The sequence below is a fragment of the Allobosea sp. NPDC055332 genome (assembly GCF_053645455.1).
Map to the genome: position 1 here is coordinate 838,745 of NZ_JBSHMO010000001.1, position 17,874 is coordinate 856,618.

Annotated in this window: 16 protein-coding genes; 11 read left to right on the top strand and 5 right to left on the bottom strand. The window is 67.9% G+C overall.

Going from position 1 to position 17,874, the window contains the following annotated elements; translation table 11 throughout:
- The first annotated feature begins 172 nt into the window (after positions 1–172).
- From ACWIGM_RS04315 to ACWIGM_RS04340, 6 genes are all read left to right on the top strand, one after another.
- Complete coding sequence (locus ACWIGM_RS04315; protein ID WP_454024683.1) at positions 173–1,345, top strand: slipin family protein; 1,173 nt, start codon at positions 173–175, stop codon at positions 1,343–1,345.
- 182 nt (positions 1,346–1,527) lie between these two features.
- The gene (locus ACWIGM_RS04320; RefSeq protein WP_454024684.1) at positions 1,528–2,511 is read left to right on the top strand and encodes a hypothetical protein; all 984 of its coding nucleotides are present in this window, start codon (positions 1,528–1,530) and stop codon (positions 2,509–2,511) included.
- A 234-nt stretch (positions 2,512–2,745) separates the two neighbouring features.
- Positions 2,746–3,498, top strand: coding sequence for a sulfite exporter TauE/SafE family protein (locus tag ACWIGM_RS04325; RefSeq protein WP_454024685.1), 753 nt, complete (start codon positions 2,746–2,748; stop codon positions 3,496–3,498).
- Between the two features lie 95 nt (positions 3,499–3,593).
- Positions 3,594–4,373 carry a 2-oxo-tetronate isomerase gene (gene otnI, locus ACWIGM_RS04330; RefSeq protein WP_454024686.1) on the top strand — a complete coding sequence of 260 codons (780 nt, stop codon included), beginning with the start codon at positions 3,594–3,596 and terminating at the stop codon, positions 4,371–4,373.
- A complete protein-coding gene (locus ACWIGM_RS04335) occupies positions 4,370–5,374 on the top strand; it encodes a glucokinase (RefSeq protein ID WP_454024687.1) in 1,005 nt (334 codons plus the stop codon). The genes otnI and ACWIGM_RS04335 overlap by 4 nt, the downstream gene beginning before the upstream one ends.
- Positions 5,375–5,417: 43 nt before the next feature.
- A complete protein-coding gene (locus ACWIGM_RS04340; protein ID WP_454024688.1) occupies positions 5,418–6,464 on the top strand; it encodes an acyltransferase family protein in 1,047 nt (348 codons plus the stop codon).
- 7 nt (positions 6,465–6,471) lie between these two features.
- Here the strand turns inward: ACWIGM_RS04340 and ACWIGM_RS04345 are convergent, their stop codons facing one another.
- A complete protein-coding gene (locus tag ACWIGM_RS04345; protein WP_454024689.1) occupies positions 6,472–6,831 on the bottom strand; it encodes a hypothetical protein in 360 nt (119 codons plus the stop codon).
- 111 nt (positions 6,832–6,942) lie between these two features.
- Here ACWIGM_RS04345 and ACWIGM_RS04350 point away from each other — a divergent pair, with 111 nt between their 5' ends.
- Together ACWIGM_RS04350 and ACWIGM_RS04355 are read left to right on the top strand one after the other, a co-directional pair.
- Positions 6,943–8,754 (top strand): ABC-F family ATP-binding cassette domain-containing protein, encoded by a 1,812-nt coding sequence (locus ACWIGM_RS04350; RefSeq protein WP_454024690.1) that lies wholly within the window; start codon positions 6,943–6,945, stop codon positions 8,752–8,754.
- 263 nt (positions 8,755–9,017) lie between these two features.
- A complete protein-coding gene (locus ACWIGM_RS04355) occupies positions 9,018–9,764 on the top strand; it encodes a glucose 1-dehydrogenase (RefSeq protein ID WP_454024691.1) in 747 nt (248 codons plus the stop codon).
- Positions 9,765–9,929: 165 nt separating this feature from the next.
- On the opposite strand, the gene ACWIGM_RS04360 is transcribed toward ACWIGM_RS04355, so the two are convergent.
- A complete protein-coding gene (locus ACWIGM_RS04360) occupies positions 9,930–10,829 on the bottom strand; it encodes a metallophosphoesterase family protein (protein WP_454024692.1) in 900 nt (299 codons plus the stop codon).
- Positions 10,830–11,163: 334 nt separating this feature from the next.
- On the opposite strand from ACWIGM_RS04360, the gene ACWIGM_RS04365 reads away from it, so the two are divergent.
- Positions 11,164–11,688 (top strand): NUDIX domain-containing protein, encoded by a 525-nt coding sequence (locus tag ACWIGM_RS04365; protein ID WP_454025444.1) that lies wholly within the window; start codon positions 11,164–11,166, stop codon positions 11,686–11,688.
- Positions 11,689–11,691: 3 nt separating this feature from the next.
- Here the strand turns inward: ACWIGM_RS04365 and ACWIGM_RS04370 are convergent, their stop codons facing one another.
- Positions 11,692–12,276, bottom strand: a complete 585-nt coding sequence (locus ACWIGM_RS04370; RefSeq protein ID WP_454024693.1) for a cytochrome b — start codon at positions 12,274–12,276, stop codon at positions 11,692–11,694.
- 261 nt (positions 12,277–12,537) lie between these two features.
- On the opposite strand from ACWIGM_RS04370, the gene ribA reads away from it, so the two are divergent.
- Both ribA and ACWIGM_RS04380 read left to right on the top strand, forming a co-directional pair.
- The gene (gene ribA / locus ACWIGM_RS04375) at positions 12,538–13,665 is read left to right on the top strand and encodes a GTP cyclohydrolase II RibA (RefSeq protein ID WP_454024694.1); all 1,128 of its coding nucleotides are present in this window, start codon (positions 12,538–12,540) and stop codon (positions 13,663–13,665) included.
- A gap of 30 nt (positions 13,666–13,695) precedes the next feature.
- The gene (locus tag ACWIGM_RS04380; protein WP_454024695.1) at positions 13,696–16,059 is read left to right on the top strand and encodes a glycosyltransferase family protein; all 2,364 of its coding nucleotides are present in this window, start codon (positions 13,696–13,698) and stop codon (positions 16,057–16,059) included.
- Here the strand turns inward: ACWIGM_RS04380 and ACWIGM_RS04385 are convergent, their stop codons facing one another.
- Together ACWIGM_RS04385 and ACWIGM_RS04390 are read right to left on the bottom strand one after the other, a co-directional pair.
- Positions 16,060–16,920, bottom strand: a complete 861-nt coding sequence (locus ACWIGM_RS04385; protein WP_454024696.1) for a TIGR01459 family HAD-type hydrolase — start codon at positions 16,918–16,920, stop codon at positions 16,060–16,062. It lies immediately after the preceding gene.
- Positions 16,917–17,849, bottom strand: a complete 933-nt coding sequence (locus ACWIGM_RS04390) for a sugar kinase (protein ID WP_454024697.1) — start codon at positions 17,847–17,849, stop codon at positions 16,917–16,919. The genes ACWIGM_RS04385 and ACWIGM_RS04390 overlap by 4 nt, the downstream gene beginning before the upstream one ends.
- Positions 17,850–17,874: the final 25 nt, after the last annotated feature.

Below are 17,874 nucleotides of genomic sequence, written 5' to 3' on the forward strand. Positions count from 1 at the left end.
CCCGAAGTCCCGTGCGCGCCCGGCGGCCTTCAAGCCATGACCCGCAACGGCCGCGCTGGAAGGTGGGGCGGTGACCTATTTTTCGAGTTTGCCGGAGTGGCGTGGTGCCGCCCCGGCCGCAAACGGCGCCTCGCGGCAAGGGCTGCGGGAGGCCAAGCCTATGGAGATGACGATGACGCGACATATTCTTCGCCTGACGGCGCAGATCGCCGAGAACGAGCGCGGCCTGCTCCGGCGCGACGGCAAGTTCGAGCGCCTGCTCGAGCCCGGCCGCCACGTGTTGCTCGATCCCATGCGCCGGCTGACCGTCGACATCGTCCCTGTCGTCGGCACCGAGCTGCCGGCCGAGCAGCTCAGCGTCTACGAGAAGGGCCATCCGGACTTCGTCACGCGGCATCTCCATGTCGTGCGCACCGGTCCGGGCGAGGTCGCGATCGTCACCTTGGACGGTCAGCCCCGGCACTTCCTCGCGCCGCTGCAGACGCGCGCCTTCTGGACCTGCGTCACGCGGGTCGAGAGCGAGCTGATCGACACCCGGGCCGTTCTCGCGGTCGAGCCCCGTCATCTCGACAGGCTCGACCTGACGCGCTCGCCTTTGGTCACGCTCGCGATCGTCGAGGCGCACGAGGTCGGCCTGCTCTTCGTCGACGGCGTGCTGGTCGACGAGCTCCGGCCCGGTCGCCATGCCTTCTGGCAGGTCGGCCGTACGGTCAGGATCGCCAAGGTCGATCTGCGGCCCCAGCCGGTCGAGATCACCGCCCAGGAGATCCTGACCAGGGACCGGATCGCGCTGCGCGTCACGCTGACGGCCTTCCACCGCGTCACCGACGCGCGGAAGCTCGCTGCAGCGACGAACGATCTCGCCACGACGCTGTACCGGCTGGTGCAGTTCGCGGTGCGCGAGGCGATCGCGACCCGGGCGCTCGACGACATCCTAGCGGCCCGCGCCGCCATCGATGCCGAGATCAAGGCCTATGTGCGAGAGCGGATCGCCGCGTTCGGTGTCGAGATCACCGAGCTCGGCATCAAGGACGTGATCCTGCCGGGTGAGGTGCGCGAGCTCCTCAACAAGGTCGTCGAGGCGGAGCGGGTGGCCAAGGCCAACCTGATCCGCCGCCAGGAGGAGACGGCGGCGACCCGCTCGCTCCTCAACACGGCGCGCCTGATGGAGGACAACCCGCTGCTCGTTCGCCTCAAGGAGCTCGAGGCGCTCGAGAAGCTGGTCGAGAAGGTCGGCCGCATCGACCTGCACACCGCAGGTCATGGGGCCGGCCTGGAGGCTCTCCTCCAGAACCTCTACCGGCTCGGCCGCACGCCTGCCGAAGAGCTGGAGCGGAAGGCCTGACCGGCCGCTCCGGTGACAAACCTGACATCCGCCTGATGGCGGATCCCGGGCCACGCGCTTTCATCGGCGCGTGGCCTTCTCTATGAGGAGCGCATCACGAGGTGGATCGGCGCCAGCCAGCCTGCATTCATCTCGCCTTATCCAGGATTGCGGCCCCGCAGCCGCTCAATCGAAGGATGGTCATGCGCAGCCTCGTCCGTTCGCTCACGGTTTCGCTCTCCCTCATCCTTGCCGCCAATGGCGCGCTGGCCGCCGGCGATGTCGCCGTCGAGGTCAAGAACGAGTCGGAACAGGTCGCCTGCGCCGAGAAGGACAACGTCACCATCAAGGCGATCTCGCCCGAGGTCAGGCGCTTCCGCATCGAGGCGGCGCACCCGGCCTATATCGCCGGCCTGCTGCGCGACAACTGGGACGCCGACTGGACCGATTGCGACATGAGCGGCGATCCCGTCCACAAGGCGCCGGTGCCGCCGCAGCGCATCACCTTCTACGAGAGCATCGAGTACTGGCTCGTCGGCTACACCTTCGAGAGCTTCTGGCGCCCGGCCGAGACGACCTTCCGGGTCGGCGACCGCGTCGAGAAGGGTCTGCACCTCGTCCAGCTCTGGAAGCTCGGCAAGACCGGTTCCTATGAAGTGCTCGTCGTCTATCCGCAGGACGGTTACTGGCGCGTCCGGCCGCTGCCGCCGCAGCAGCTCTCGGCCGCAGCCTATGGCTCCTCCTTCCTGTTCGGCCCGGTCGAGCAGGACGGCGCGCGGCCGGTGGTGAACATCAAGGAAATCGCCTTCGACCCCAAGACGCTCTCCTTCAAGCTCGCCTTCAAGGATGGGTCTTCCGGCACGCTCAAGCTCGACAGCGTCGACGAGAACCGCATGGTGCTCGACGCCGTGCTCGACAAGCCGGTGACCGGCGGCAAGGCCTTCGCCGCGCTGCGCTCGATGTACGTCACCGAGTTCAACAACGACGTCGCCCGCATCGCCATCCGCGAGCCCGGCGCCAAGGGCTGGCGCGAGGAGCCGCTGATGCCGTTCACCGGCGGCAAGGCGACCGATGTCTGGATGGGCCGCACCACCCATTCGCGCCACAACACCTCCTCGCCCGACATGGTCTTCCGCGCCTTCTCGAAAGACCCGAACCCGCCGGCCAAGCCGGAGGCGAAGAAGTAGCTCGCCACTTTCCGATTGCGAGCGCTCCCCTTCTCCCCCTGTGGGAGAAGGTGGCTCGGCGAAGCCGAGACGGATGAGGGGTCGCTCAGGTCTGGAAAGCTCCGGGAAATGTAGACCGGGCTTGCTGGCAATCTGGCAATGTTGCGAGACCCCTCATCCCAACCTTCTCCCGCAAGGGGAGAAGGGGGTTCCTCCCACCTGCCCCATCTGTCAGCCCCAGCTGGAAAGCCTTAGATGGACACCTCCATCATCCTCAGCCTTGCCCTCGGCGCCGCCCTCGCCGGCTTCGTGCAGGGCCTCTCCGGCTTCGCCTTCAGCCTCGTCGCCATGTCGGTCTGGGCCTGGACGCTCGATCCCAAGCTCGCCGCGGTCATGGCGGTCTTCGGCGGGCTGACCGGCCAGACCATCGCAGCCCTGACCGTCCGCCGCGGCTTCGACCTCGCCCGGCTCTGGCCCTTCCTGCTCGGCGGGCTCGCCGGCATCCCGGTCGGCGTCCTGCTGCTGCCGCTGGTCGATGCCAACCTGTTCAAGGCCGGGCTCGGCATCCTGCTCGCGGTGTGGTGTCCGATCATGCTGTTCGCTCCGCATCTGCCGCCGGTCCGCTTCGGCGGGCGCATTGCGGACGGTGCGATCGGCCTGATGGGCGGCATCATGGGTGGCTTCGGCGGCTTCACCGGCGTCTTGCCGACGCTGTGGTGCTCATTGCGCCGCATGGACAAGGATGTGCAGCGCTCCATCGTCCAGAACTTCAACCTGACCATGCTCGCCGCCACCATGCTCGGCTATGTCCTGGCGGGAAACGTCACGCGCGCGATGTGGCCGGCCTTCGCCATCGTCGCGCCGGCAATGCTGATCCCCTCGCTGCTCGGCGGAAAGCTCTATATCGGCATCAGCGAGCAGGCCTTCCGCCGTATCGTGCTGACCCTGCTGACGCTGTCGGGCATCGCACTGCTGGCCTCGTCACTGCCACGCCTGCTCGGCAGCTGAGAAAGCGGAACCGTCGCCTGCCCATGCAGGTTACCAATGACGTGCCCCGCCGAACGGGCTAGCCTGCCGCCTCAATCCGACTGATGAGACCTTTCATGCCGCGTTTTGCCGCCAATCTCTCGATGATGTTCAACGAGTGGGAGTTCCTCGACCGCTTCAAGGCGGCCTCAGAGGCCGGCTTCGAGGCGGTGGAGTTCCTGTTCCCCTATGAGCACGCGCCGGAGAAGGTCGGCCTCGCGCTCGCCGGTGGCGAGCTGGAGCAGGCGCTGTTCAACCTGCCGCCCGGCGACTGGAACAAGGGCGAGCGCGGCATGGCCGCCCTGCCCGGCCGCGAGGAGGAGTTCCGCAAGGGGATCGAGACCGCGCTGGCCTATGTCCACGAGACCGGCGTCAAGCGCCTCCACATGATGGCGGGCCTCACCGACCCGAACGATCCGGCGGCGCAGAAGGCCTATCGCGCCTCGCTCGCCTATGCCGCCGACAAGCTCGGCGAGCATGGCGTCGACCTCCTGCTCGAGCCGATCAACGGCAAGGACATGCCGGGCTATTTCCTCAACGATTTCGACCAGGCTGCGGCTTATGTCCGCGAATCCGGGCGGCCCAACGTCAAGCTGCAGTTCGACATGTATCATTGCGAACTGATTCACGGCGATGTCGGCGCGCGGCTGGAGGCGCTCTACCCGCTGGTCGGCCATGTCCAGATCGCCAATGCCGAGGGCCGGCACGAGCCCGACGGTACGCGGCCCGACTATCCCGCGTTGTTCGCCCAGCTCGATTCGCTCGGCTATGCCGGCTTCGTCGGCTGCGAGTATCGTCCCCGCGCCGGCACGCTCGAAGGCCTCGGCTGGTTCTCGCCCTGGAAGAAGCACGCGTGAGCGGCCCCCGCTTCCCGCATCCGGTCCTCGTCGCCGATATCGGCGGCACCAATTGCCGGCTCTCGCTGGTGCAGACGCCCGGCGCTTTGCATGAGCCACTGGCCCGGATCAGCACCGGCGCGCATCCGACGCCGGAAGCCGCGCTCGGCTCGGTGCTGTCGACGCTGACGGTGAAGCCGCGTTCGGCGATCCTCGCCGTCGCCGGCCCGCTCGACGGGCGCAAGGCGCAGCTCACCAATGCCAGCTGGCATTTCGACGGCCCGTTGCTCGGCAAGGCGCTCGGCTTCGAGCAGGGCCTGCTGGTCAATGATTTCGAAGCGCTCGCCGCCTCGCTGGCGGTGCTCAGGGACCGCGACCTCGTCAATCTCGTCCACGGCCAGCCGGAGCCCGAAGGCCCGCGCCTCGTGCTCGGCCCCGGTACCGGCTTCGGCGCCGCCGCCCTCTTGCGGCGCGGTGACACCGGCATGCTGGTGCCGACCGAGTCAGGCCATATCGGCATCGGCCCCGAGGACCCGACCGAGGTGAAGCTCTGGCCGGCCTTGGCCGAGGGCGTCGCGCGCGTCACGGTCGAGGAACTGCTCAGCGGCAGCGGCCTCATCCGCTTCCACCGGGCGGTGACGCGCCAATCCGACGTAGCCGAACCGGATGTCAGTGCTGCCGACGTCTCCGCGCTCGCGCTCGATGGCAATCCCGGTGCGCTGATGGCGGTGGTCTGCTTCTGGCGGCTGCTGGCCCGCGTCGCCGGCGATCTCGCGCTCGGCTTCAAGGCGACGGGCGGGGTCTATCTCGCCGGCGGCATCGTCCCGCGCATCCTGCCGCTCGCCGACAAGGCGACGATCCACGCCGTCTTCGCTGGCAAGCCGCCGGTCGAGGATCTCGCTGCCCGTTTCGCGCTCAACGTCATCACAGCCGACGATCCCGCCGAGCAGGGTCTCGCCGCCATTGCCGCCACTCCTGGCCGCTTCGGGCTCGACGATCCCGCGCGCTTGTGGTTTGCCTGAGCGCAGCCGCACTCGCCCCCCTGCTCGAAGACGATTCTCAGCCTTGCCCCAGCTCTACGGCATCCAGGTCCTGCGCGCGCTCGCTGCGCTGATGGTCGCGATCCATCACGTCCAAGCCGATGCGGGCTTCCTCGCGGCAAGGGCGGGCACCGCCTTCACGCCCTCGCATGCTTTGCCCTGGACCGCCGGCGTCGACCTGTTCTTCGTCATCTCCGGCTTCATCATGGTGCATTCCTCGGCCGGACTGTTCGACCGGCCGGACGGGGCGCGCCTGTTCATCGCCCGGCGTATCGCCCGGATCGTGCCGCTCTATTGGGCCGCGACCACGCTCTTCCTCGTGATGCTCCTCGCTTCGCCCGCATTGATCAATTCCGGCGCGCCGAGCCTGCCGCAGATCGCCTCGTCCTATCTGTTCTGGCCGATGGCGAACGCCGAAAACCAGCTGCAGCCGATCTATTCGCTCGGCTGGACGCTGAATTACGAGATGCTGTTCTACGCCCTGTTCGGCGCAGCGCTGCTCGCGCCGGGGCGGCTGGTCGTGCCGCTGGTCTGCACTGCCCTCGCCGGCCTGGTCGGAGCACAGGCTTTGGCCGGGCCCCTGCCTCTGCCCTTCGGCTTCTGGGGCCAGCCGATCGTGCTCGAATTCGCCGCCGGCATGGCGGTCGGCCTGCTCCGCCAGAACGGTCTCAGGCTCGACGGCCGCCTGCGCTGGCTGATCGCGGCGGTGGGCATCGCCCTCTTCGTGATCGCTTCCGGCGATGGCTGGGCCCAGACGTCATGGGGCGCCGTCGCCCTGCGCGGTCCCGGCGCACTGCTCCTGGTCACCGCCGCGGCCTGCGGGCGCAACGTCACCGCCCCTTCGGCGCTGGTGCGCTCGCTCGCACTGCTCGGCGACGCCTCCTATGCGCTCTATCTCGTCCACCCCTTCGCCATGCGGGCGCTGCGTGAGGTCTTCGCCCGGATCGCGCCGGGTGCGACCGGGCTTTTCATCGTGCTGGCTTTGGTTGCCGCGGTGCTTGCGGCGCTAGCGGTCTACTGCTGGTTCGAGCGGCCGATGACCAAGCTCCTGCGACGGACGCTGCGGGCCTGAAAGCGGCCTAAGGCTTCTTCAGCCGCATCCCCTTCAGCGACTGGCCGACCACGCCGCCATCGCGCCGGCGCTCGGGCCGCTTGGCGACGATCGTCTCGACATGCTGTTCCTGCGGGAAATAGCCGCGCTCCAACACTTCGAGCGTATATTCCTCATAGGTGAGACCGAGCGCCTCAGCCCGCTCCTGCCGCCTGAGCGCGATCTCGCGCGGCTTCTTCCAGGCCTTGCGATGGGCGAAACGCCAGTCGAACGTGCGGCCGATCTCGCCTTTGTCGATGTTCGGTTTGCGCTTCTTCTCTTCCAGCGGCGGGCCGCCATTGTCGCCGATACGGGCGGTTCTGGGCTTGCGCAGGGCCGGCTGTCTCATGGCTGCTATCTCATATGAGATACAAAACGTATCTCATAGTGGATCAAGCTTGGTCACGCTGCAAGCCCCGGCAGGGTGACAGGCGGGCCTGCGCAGTCTATCCCGCCCGCCATGGCTCCTTTGCTCCACCTTCGCGATGTCGCGCTCACCTTCGGCGGCCAGCCCTTGCTGGAGGGCGCGGAAATCGCCGTCTCGGCCGGCGAGCGGGTCTGTCTGGTCGGCCGCAACGGCTCCGGCAAGTCGACCCTGCTCAAGATCGTGGCCGGGCTGGTGGAGCCCGACAGCGCCGAGCGGTTCGTCCAGCCGGGTGCGACCATCCGCTATCTGCCGCAGGAGCCCGACTTCTCCGGCTACAAGACCTCGCTCTCCTATGTCGAGGCGGGGCTCGGACCCGGCGACGACGCCTATCGCGCACAATACCTGATCGAGGAACTGGGCCTGACCGGCGAGGAAGACCCCGCCAGCATGTCGGGCGGCGAATCGCGCCGCGCCGCGCTTGCCCGTGTGCTCGCGCCCGAGCCCGATATCCTCCTGCTCGACGAGCCGACCAACCATCTCGACCTGCCGGTGATCGAATGGCTCGAGCAGGAGCTTAAATCGCTGCGCTCGGCCATGGTGCTGATCAGCCATGACCGCCGCTTCCTGAGTTCGCTGTCGCGGGCCACGATCTGGCTCGACCGTGGCGTCACGCGGCGCGTCGAGCGCGGCTTCGGCGAGTTCGAGGCCTGGCGCGACGAGGTGCTGGCGCAGGAAGAGCTCGACCGCCACAAGCTCGACCGCAAGATCGCCCGCGAGGAGGACTGGCTGCGCTATGGCGTCAGCGCCCGGCGCACCCGCAACCAGCGCCGGCTCGGTGAGTTGCACGGCCTGCGCGAGCAGCGCCGTACCGCTCGCCACGCCGTCGGCTCCGTCAGGCTTGAAGCGAGCGAGGCGCAGGCCTCCGGCAAGCTGGTGATCGAGGCCGTCGACATCGCCAAGGCCTATGACGGCCGGCCGGTGGTCAAGGACTTCTCGCTGCGCGTCGCCCGCGGCGACTGCATCGGCATCGTCGGCCCCAACGGCGCCGGCAAGACGACACTGATCAATCTGCTGACCGGCGCGCTCAAGCCCGACTCGGGGAAGGTCAAGCTCGGTGCCACCCTCGAAATGGTGACGCTCGACCAGCGCCGCGAAAGCCTCGACCCGGCGACACCGCTCGGCGACGCACTGACTGGCGGCGGCTCGGACCAGGTCATGGTCGGCGGCACGCCGCGCCATGTCATCAGCTACATGAAGGACTTCCTGTTCCAGCCGATCCAGCGCGGCACCGCGGTCGGCGCTCTCTCCGGCGGCGAGCGCGGCCGGCTGATGCTGGCCCGCGCGCTCGCCAAGCCCTCCAACCTCCTGGTGCTCGACGAACCGACCAACGATCTCGACATCGAGACGCTCGACCTGCTGCAGGAATTGCTCGCCGACTATGGCGGCACAGTCCTGCTGGTCAGCCATGATCGCGACTTCCTCGACCGGGTGGTGTCCTCGACTCTGATCTCCGATGGCGACGGCGTCTGGACCGAGTTCGCCGGCGGCTATTCCGACATGCTGGCCCAGCGCGGCCGCGGCGTCGGCGCCAAGGCACGGGCCGTTCCGATGAAGGGATCGGCAGTGGCGTCAGCGACGCCCGCTCCAACCGCCAATATCGCTGCTGCGAAGCGCAAGCTCTCCTTCAACGAGCAGCACGCGCTGAAGACCCTGCCGCAGCAGATCGAGAAGCTGCAGGCCGAGGCCGGCAAGCTCAACGCCGCGCTGGCCGGGGATCTCTATACCCGTGACCCAAAACTCTTCGCCAAGGCGACGGCGAGGCTCGACGAGGTCACGCGCGAGATCGCGCAGACCGAGGAGCGCTGGCTCGAGCTGGAGATGCTGCGCGAGGAGATCGGGGCCTGACTCAGCCGCACTGAAGCGGCTTTGGGCACGGTAACCCCGTCATGGTCGGGCTTGTCCCGACCATCCACGCCTTCGCTTCATTGATCGCATGCGGTGTCCAAGACGTGGATGCTCGCCACAAGGGCGAGCATGACGGTAAGGGAGCGCTCGTCACAATGCGCAGCCCATACAATTCCGCTATCCGGCCAATCGCGAAAGCGTATTTATCCCGCCCGCCAAATCGTCCCACAGTCGGCGTGCAAACTGATCCTCGAGGAAGCACCATGAGATTGAAGGGCAAGACGGCGCTGATCACCGGCGCGGCGCAGGGCTTTGGCCGCGGCATCGCCGAGACCTTCGTGCGCGAGGGCGCGCGGGTCGCGGTGCTCGACATCAACGGCGACAAGGCCCGTGAGGCCGCCAAGGCGATCGGCCGCAAGGCTTTCGCCGTCGCCTGCGACGTCGGCAAGGCCAAGAGCGTCGATGCGGCCGTGGCCAAGGTGATCAAGCGCTTCGAGCGGCTCGACATCGTCGTCAACAATGCCGGCATCAGCCACCGCAACCAGCCGATGCTTGATGTCACCGAGGCCGAGTTCGACCGCGTCTTCGACGTCAATGTGAAGTCGATCTTCCTGATGGCCAGGGCCACCGTGCCGCATTTCCGCGAGCATGGCGGCGGCGTCATCCTCAACATCGGCTCGACCGCTGGCGTCCGGCCGCGCCCCGGCCTGACCTGGTACAACGGCTCGAAGGGTGCCGCGAACCTGCTGTCGAAGTCGATGGCGGTGGAGCTCGCCCCGGACCGGATCCGCGTCAACGCCATCGCCCCCGTCGCCGGCGAGACGCCGCTGCTCGCGACCTTCATGGGCGAGGACACACCGGAGAAGCGCAAGGCCTTCACCGCGACGATTCCCTGGGGTCGGTTCTCGACGCCGCAGGACATCGCCAATGCCGCGCTGTTCCTGTGCTCGGATGAGTCGGAGATGGTCACCGGCTCGGTGCTGGCGGTCGACGGCGGCCGCTGCGTTTAAGAAGGGCGCGCCGTCATTCCGGGGCGCGCCAAAGGCGCGAGCCCAGAATCCAGAACCGATGAAAGCCATCGGTAAGGCACAACGATAGTAGAGCCTTCTCTAGCAAAGGCATCGGTTCTGGGTTCCGGGCTCTTCGCTACGCGAAGCCCCGGAAAGACCAGGCGCTCAGACCAGCCCGCCGCCCGTCAGCGGCATCGACTGCAGCAGCTTCACCGTGCCGTCGAGATCGAAGGCACGGCGCTCCAGGCTGATATGAGGGGCCGCCGGCGGCCCCTCGATGCGCAGCAGGTGCCAGCAGGCGAGCTCGCCATGGCCGCCGCGCAGGCCGATCGAGGCCGAGGGCACGCCGACGATCGGCACGTCATGGTCGAGACCCCGCCGCCAGGCCAGCGAGAAACGGTGATTATGGCCGTGCAGGACGAGCTCGGCCCCGGTCCGGCGCAGCATCGCCTCGAAGGCGTCGGCGTCGACCAGTTCGCGTGTGCGGCGCGCGCCGCCGATGTAGGGCGGGTGGTGAATCAGGACAACGCGGATCAGCCCGTCGGCCTTGGCTTGCGCCAGCAGCTTCTCGGTGACGGCGATCTGGGCCGAGCCGACGCGCCCGGTCGCCATCAGCGGCATGGTCGGAATGCCGGTGTTCATCCCGATCAATGCGACCGGGCCGCGCTTGCGATACCAGGGATAGCCGGGCTCGCCGCCATCGCTGGCGCACCAGGGCGCCAGTTCGCGCGCCAGCGCCGAGAGTGACGAGCGCGCATAGCAATCGTGATTGCCCGGCACGAAGCTGACGGTGTCGCGCGGGCCGAGCGTGTCGAGGAAGGAGAGCGCCGTCTTGAATTCGGTCGGCAGGCCGATATGGGAGACATCGCCGGTGCAGGCGATATGGTCGGGCTTCTGCGCCAGGATATCGGCGACGATCAGCCCGAGGATTTCCATGTCATGGGCATGGCGCCGCTTGCGTCGCCAGTTGACATATCCGGTCGCGCGCTTGCCGATCAGCTCGCGCAGCGAGAACTTGGTCAGCGGCCCCAGATGCGGGTCGGAGAGATGCGCGAGCGTGAACACGCTTCAGCGCTTGCCTTCAACGCCTGCGCCCCGTCAAGCACGACGGTGGCGGCAGGCGAAGATGACGCAGTCTATAAAGGCTTAGTTGGCCGAGCCGGTCAGCTCCGAGACGATGCGCGGATCGGTCAGGGTGACAGCCGGCTTCCAGACGTAGCGAGGCTTGGCGTTCAGACGAGCGGTGATGAAAGCGAGAAGCATGGTAATTTCCCCAGCGGTAACTGCATGAGCTTGTGATCCTTATTTAAGGCGCGTTTGTGTTATATCGAGAGGCCAAACAGAGTTCTGATATGCATAATGCGCATGACGAGGTGATTCAGCACCGGGATTTGCCCAAATCGTGAGCAAAGAGGACGGACCACGCCCGCGCTCCGGCGCATCCGGGATCGAGCTGGTGCCGCGCGCACTTCGGCAACTGGCCGGGCGAAGCCTGCACCTCTATTTCCGCCTGCGCCGCGGCATGACGCTCGGCGTGCGCGCCGCGGTGCTGAGCGAGGCCGGAGAGGTCTTCCTGGTGCGTCATACCTATACGCCCGGCTGGCATTTGCCCGGCGGCGGGGTCGAGCCGAACGAGACGCTCGCCTATGCGCTCGCCAAGGAATTGCGCGAGGAAGCCAACATCGCGCTGACCGCTCCGGCCGCGCTGCACGGCGTCTTCCTCAATCGCCATGCCTCCGACCGCGACCATGTCGCGGTCTTCATCGTGCGCGCCTTCACGCAGAGCAGACCGAAGCAGCCTGATCGCGAGATCGCCGAGGCGGGCTTCTTCCCGCTCTCGGCCCTGCCGGAGAAGACGACGCCCGGCACCCACCGCCGACTGGCGGAGATCATCGAGGGAACTGCACTGCCGGACGAATGGTGAGCCCTATTTCAGCCCCGGCAGCATCCGGCGCAGCACGCCGTCCTTGCGGATGAAATAGTGGAAGAGCGCCGCGCCGATATGCCCGCAGGCCAGGAATGCCAGCAAGAGGGCGAGCCAGCCATGGACGAAAAGCACGCGCTTGGCCGCCTCTTCATTGGGGGCGGTCAGCGCCGGCAGGTCGAACAGGTTGAAGATCGTCAGCGCCGGGAACAGCGAGATGCCGATCCAGCCGAGCAGCGGCACGATCAGCAGCAGGCCGTAGAGCATCCAATGCAGTAGATGCGAGGCGGCCTTCTGCCACCATTCCAGCGTCGGCTCGTCCGGCGGGGCGCCATGCACCAGCCGGTAGATCAACCGGCCGGCACTGAGCCAGAGCACCAGGAAACCGAGCGACTTGTGGGTGGAATAGAGCGCGTCGGTCACCCCGTCCCAGATGTCGAGCGTGTTGCCGCGATAGGTCATGGCGAGGCCCAGCGGGATCATCACGAACACGGCCGCGACCGTGATCCAGTGCAGCGTCCGCGCCAGCGCACTGTAGACGGCGCCGCGTCCCGCGCCTGGCGTTACCGGGTCATGCCCCTGCGTCATTTCCCTTACGCGCTCCCGCTCGCCATATCTGGTCAGGGTCCGCTGCCAAGACTATTCATCTGGTGTTCAATCTCGCGCTTTTATAGGCCAGTCTGCAATCGCTCGCCGAGCGGACCGATTGCAGGATCAGTCTTGGGAACCACGCAGAAGCGGAAACGTTGTAGGAACGCCGTGTTGCATCGGATGCATCTGTCCGGGTGAGACGCGCGTAGCTAGCTCAAATCCCTCCGTGCCTACGGGCGCAATCTGACGGACTTTCCGATGCCTCAGTCGCGTAAGCTTTTCGGCCGGCCGGGTGAAACCGATCTGGTCAGCGTCGACCGCGCTCTCGCCGAGTTCCGCGCTGCCCGCCCGGTGCTGCTGCGCCAGGGCGAGGAGCTGGCGCTGGCCCTGTCCGCCGAGCTCGCCGAGGCCGATCTCGCGGCCCGCCTCGATACCCTCTCCGCCGGCAAGGCTCGCCTCGTGCTGAGCGCCGCGCGCCTGCGCCGACTCGGCGCCAAAGGGCGCGCCGAGACCGGCATCCTCGCCATGCCGACGATCGATCTTTCCCGGGTCGAGACGCTCGCTCTCAAACTCGACGCCCGTGTCGACGCCCCCGTTGGCCCGGCCAACGCCCTCGACAATGCCGCGCTCGAACTCGCTCGCCTCGCACTCGTGCTGCCGGCGGTGATCCTGGTCCCGGTCTCGGCCGCGCAGGTCGCCGGCGAGCCGCTGATCGAAGTGACCATCGAGGCGCTCAACGGCTATCGCGCCGCACAGGTCGCGCGGCTCGCCATCGTCGGCCGCGCCCCGGTGCCGCTGGAGGGCGCGCCCGACACCGAATTCGTCGTCTTCCGCGGCGGCGAGGGCCTGCGCGATCAGGTTGCGATCATCGTCGGCAAGCCGGACCTCTCGGCCGCCGTGCCGGTGCGGCTGCATTCGGCCTGCCTGACCGGCGACCTGTTCGGTTCGCTGAAATGCGACTGCGGCGACCAATTGCGCGAGACCGTGCAGTGGATGGCCGAGAACGAGGGCGGCATCCTGCTCTATCTCGACCAGGAAGGCCGCGGGAACGGCATCTCCAACAAGATGCGGGCCTACAAGCTGCAGAGCCAAGGCTGGGACACCTACGATGCCGACGAGGTGCTCGGCTTCGATCTCGACCAGCGCCATTTCGATTTCGCCGCAGCCATGCTGAAGCAGCTCGGCGTCTCCAGCGTCACGGCCCTGACCAACAATCCGCTCAAGATCGGGGCGATCAAGGCCGCCGGCCTCGAAGTCGCCGCGACCCAGCGCGTGCTCGGCCGCCCGAACGTTCACAATGTCCGCTATCTCGCCTCCAAGCGCGACCGCGCCGGCCATTTCATCGACATGGACGCGCTGATGGCACGCGCCGCTCCGAAGGATTGATCCCAAGCCGGGCCTGGGGCAGGAAGCCGCATGCCCGATCGGGATCACCTGAACATCGAACCGCCACCCGCACCCTGGCCGACCGCCAGGGTGATGCTGCTGGTCTGCGCCGGCTGGCTCGCTCTGTCCTGGCCCTGGCTCTCCGGCGCCGTGACCGTGCCCTGGGACGCCAAGGCGCATTTCCATCCGCAGCTCCAGTTTCTCGCGACAGCCCTGCACAAGGGGCTCTCGCCATTCTGGACGCCTTTCGTCTTCGCCGGATCACCGCAGGTCGCCGACCCGCAATCGCTGATCTTCTCGCCGCCCTTCTTCCTGATCGCCCTCGTCAACCCGGCTCCGGATTTCCGCTGGAGCGACGGCGCCCTGCTCGGCTCGCAGCTCGTCGGCGCGCTCTGCCTCGTCCTGCTTTTTCGCGACCGCGGCTGGCATCCGGCCGGCGCTGTGGTCTGCGCCCTCTCCTTCGCTTTCGGAGCCGCCGCCGCCTGGCGCATCCAGCATGTCGGTCAGGTGCTCAGCCTGTCCTATTTCGCGGTGACGCTGCTGCTGCTGTCGCGTGCGCTCGAACGCAGTTCCTGGCGCTACGGCTTCGCAGCCGGGGTCGCAGCCGGCTTCATGGTACTCGGGCGCGACCAGGTCGCGCTCATCGGCGTCTATGTCCTTGCCGGGCTAGTGCTCGCCGCGATCGCCATGGCCGACAAGCCGCTGGCAGCGCTGCGGGCAAGCCTGATGCCGCTGCTGCTCGGCGCGCTCGGCGCCGTGCTTGTCGCGACGGTGCCGATCCTGCTCACCGCTGTCCTGGCAGAGGAATCGAACCGGCCGGTCATTGATCTCGCCGGGGCCGGCAAGGGCTCGCTGCATCCGGGCTCGCTGCTGACCGGGCTGATCGCCAATCTCTACGGCGCCTCCGGCCCGCTGGAGAATTTCTGGGGCCCGCCCAGCCCGGCCTGGGAGACGCGCTTCGGGCCGCTCGACCTCTATCTCGCCCGCAATATGGGCGAGCTCTATCTCGGCCTGCTGCCGATCCTGCTCGTTACTGGCGTCGGCATCGTCCGCGGCGCCCTGCTGCGGCGCGAGATCGTCGCACTCAGTGCGGCGGCACTGCTCGTGCTGGTCTACGCGCTCGGACGCTACACGCCGGGCTTTGCCCTGCTCTTCCATCTGCCGGGCGTCGACTTCTACCGCCGCCCCGCCGATACGCTCTTCATCCTCGGCGCGCTGCTGTCGATCCTCGGCGGCTACCTCACCCATCTCGTCCTGACCGATACCGCCCCACGCCCACGGCGCTGGCAGATCGCGCTCGAGATCCTGCTGCTACTGGCAGCTTTCAGTGCAGCGATCTGGCTGGCCTGGACGATCGGGCGCCTACATGTCGCCTTCGTGCCGCTGGTCACCGCTGTGCTCTGCCTGATGCTGGTCGCGGGAGCGCTGGTCGCAGCACGTGGGCTCGCCTTGCAAGGCGCCGGCATGGCCGCGACCATCATCCTCGCCATCACCATGGTCGTCGATCTCGGCGTCAACAACGGCCCCAGCGAGTCGACCGCATTGCCGGCCGGGATGTACGAGGTGCTGCGCGCCGACAGCGGCAACGAGACCATCGCTTTGCTGAAACGCGAGACCGCCCGCACCGCCGGCCCCGACCGGCGCGACCGTATCGAGCTCGCCGGCATCGATTTCCATTGGCCCAATGCCAGCCTCGTACACGGGCTCGACAATACGCTGGGCTATAACCCGCTCCGGCTCGGCCTCTACAGCCAGGCGACAGGCGCCGGCGACCATGTCGCCCTGCCCGACCAGCGGACGTTCTCGCCGCTGATGCCGTCCTATCGCTCGCTGCTCGCCGACATGCTCGGCCTGCGCTTCATCGCGACCGGCGTGCCGGTCGAGGAGATCGACAAGCGGCTGAAGCCCGGCGACCTCGTGCAGATCGCCCGGACGAAGGACGCGTATGTCTACGAGAACCCGCGCGCCCTGCCGCGCGTGCTTCTCGTCACGGAAGCGCAGCAGGCCGATTTCGGCGCGATCCTGAAGAGCGGCCAGTGGCCGGCGGGCTTCGACCCGCGCCGCACCGTCCTCTTGGACAAGACGCCGCCGCCCATGCCGACCGGCCCAGCGCAGGCCGGAAGCGTGCGCATCCGCAATTACGGCACGACCGAGGTGCTGCTGGAGGCCGACGCGCCGCGCGGCGGCTTCGTCGTGCTGAACGATGTCTGGCAACCCTGGTGGCAGGTCGAGGTCGACGGCAAGCCGGCCGAGCTACTGCGCGCCAACGTCATCTTCCGCGCCGTGAAAGTGCCGCCCGGCCGCTCGACGGTGCGCTTCGTCTTCCGCCCGCTCGACGGGCTCTATCACGCGATCGGCGAGCGGATCCGCAAGGCGAACCCGCCGCCGGTCTGATCAGCCCAGCGCCGCCATCGCCGCGACCGGCAAGGGCCGATGCCTCGCCAGCACCCGCGCGAGCCCGTCCGGCACGACAGCGCCGTCGCGGATCGTCTCGTCGCGATGGATGCCGCCGGCGATGAACAGGCTATCGAAGCCCATCATCTTCGCGCCGGCGAGATCGGTGCGGACCGCATCGCCGATCACCAGCACGCGCGCCGGATCGACATCGCGCCCGCCCCGCGCCTCGCGGGCAGCAGCCAGCGCGAGGTCATAGGCCGGACGATGCGGCTTGCCGGCCCAGGCGACGTGGCCGCCGAGCTCTTCATAGATCGTCGCCAGCGCCCCGGCGCAGGGTAGCAGGTCATGGCCGACATGGACGACGAGGTCGGGATTGCCGCAGATGAAGGGCAGTTCGCGCTTGGCGAAACGCGACAGCAGCGGCCGGTACTGCTCCGGCTGCTCGCGGCGGTAGTCGTTGAGCTCGGTCGCGACGACGAACTCAGCCTCGTCCTCGCCGACGATCTCGACGTCGAAGCCCGCGAACACCGCCCGGTCCTGCGGCCAGCCGATATGATAGGCCTTGCGCAGATGCGTCTCGGCGATCAGCGCCCGCGTCACGTCGCCCGAAGTCACCAGCCGGTCCCAGGCGGCGCGCGGCACGCGCTTGCTGTCGAGCACCCCGGCGATCTGTTCCGACGGCCCCGGCGCGTTCGAGAGCAGCACCACCGTGCCGCCGCCCTCGCGATAGCGCATCAGGGCGTCGCAGGCCGGATCGAGCGCCAGCACGCCGTCATGGACGACACCCCAGACATCACTGATCAGCACGTCGTAGCGGGCGAGCAGCGCGCCTGCTTCCATCAGGACTGGAACGCTCATGCCCGGCCGGCCGCCTCTTGCGCGATCCGCGCTTCCACGTCGGCCCGGCGCGGCAGCGGCGCCACCGCGCCGTACCCTTGCGTCGACAAGGCCGCTGCGACATTGGCATAGGCGCCGGCGATGAAGGCATCGCCAGTGCGGATGTATTCGGCGAGGAAGGCGCCGTCATAGCAGTCGCCGGCGCCGGTGGCGTCGATCGCATCGACCTTGATCGGCACGAAGCGCTGGCGGCTATCCGGCGTCGCGACCAGCGAGCCCTCATGGCCGAGCGTCAGCGCCACGACCTTGGCGCCAAGCTTCAGGTAGAAATCGACGATGGCATCGGGCTGCTCCAGCCCGGTCAGCAATTTGGCGTCGCCATCGCCCGGCAGGACGATATCGGCCATCTCGCAGGCGGCGTGGACGATCGCCCGCGCCCGCGTCAGCGGCCAGAGCTTGAGCCTGAGGTTGGTGTCGTAGGCGGTCAGCACGCCGTTCTCGCGCGCCGTCGCGAAGGCCTCGAACACGGCGTCGCAGGCGCTCGCCGAGATCGCCTGGCTGATGCCGGAGGCCTGGATCACCTTGGCCGAGGCGATCAGATCCTTCGGCAAATTTACCGGGCCGTAGAGGCTCGCAGCCGAGCCGGCGCGCAGATAGGAGAAGACATGGCCCTGCGGGCCGTGGGAGACGAAATAGAGCCCGGTCGGCGCCGACGGGTGAGTCGAGACATGGCTGTCGTCGACGCCTTCCTCAGCCCACGCTGCCCGGAACGTACGGCCCGGCTCGTCATCACCGAGCGCGCCGACATAGGCGACCTTCGCGCCCTGGCGCGCCGCCGCGATCGCGCAATTGGAGGTGTCGCCGCCCAGGCCGAAGCGATAGGCGCCGGCCTCGCCCCGCGTCGCGTTGAACTCGCCGAGGGGCTCGCCGATACAAACGATATCCGTCATGAATCCCAAACCGAGAAGAGCGGCC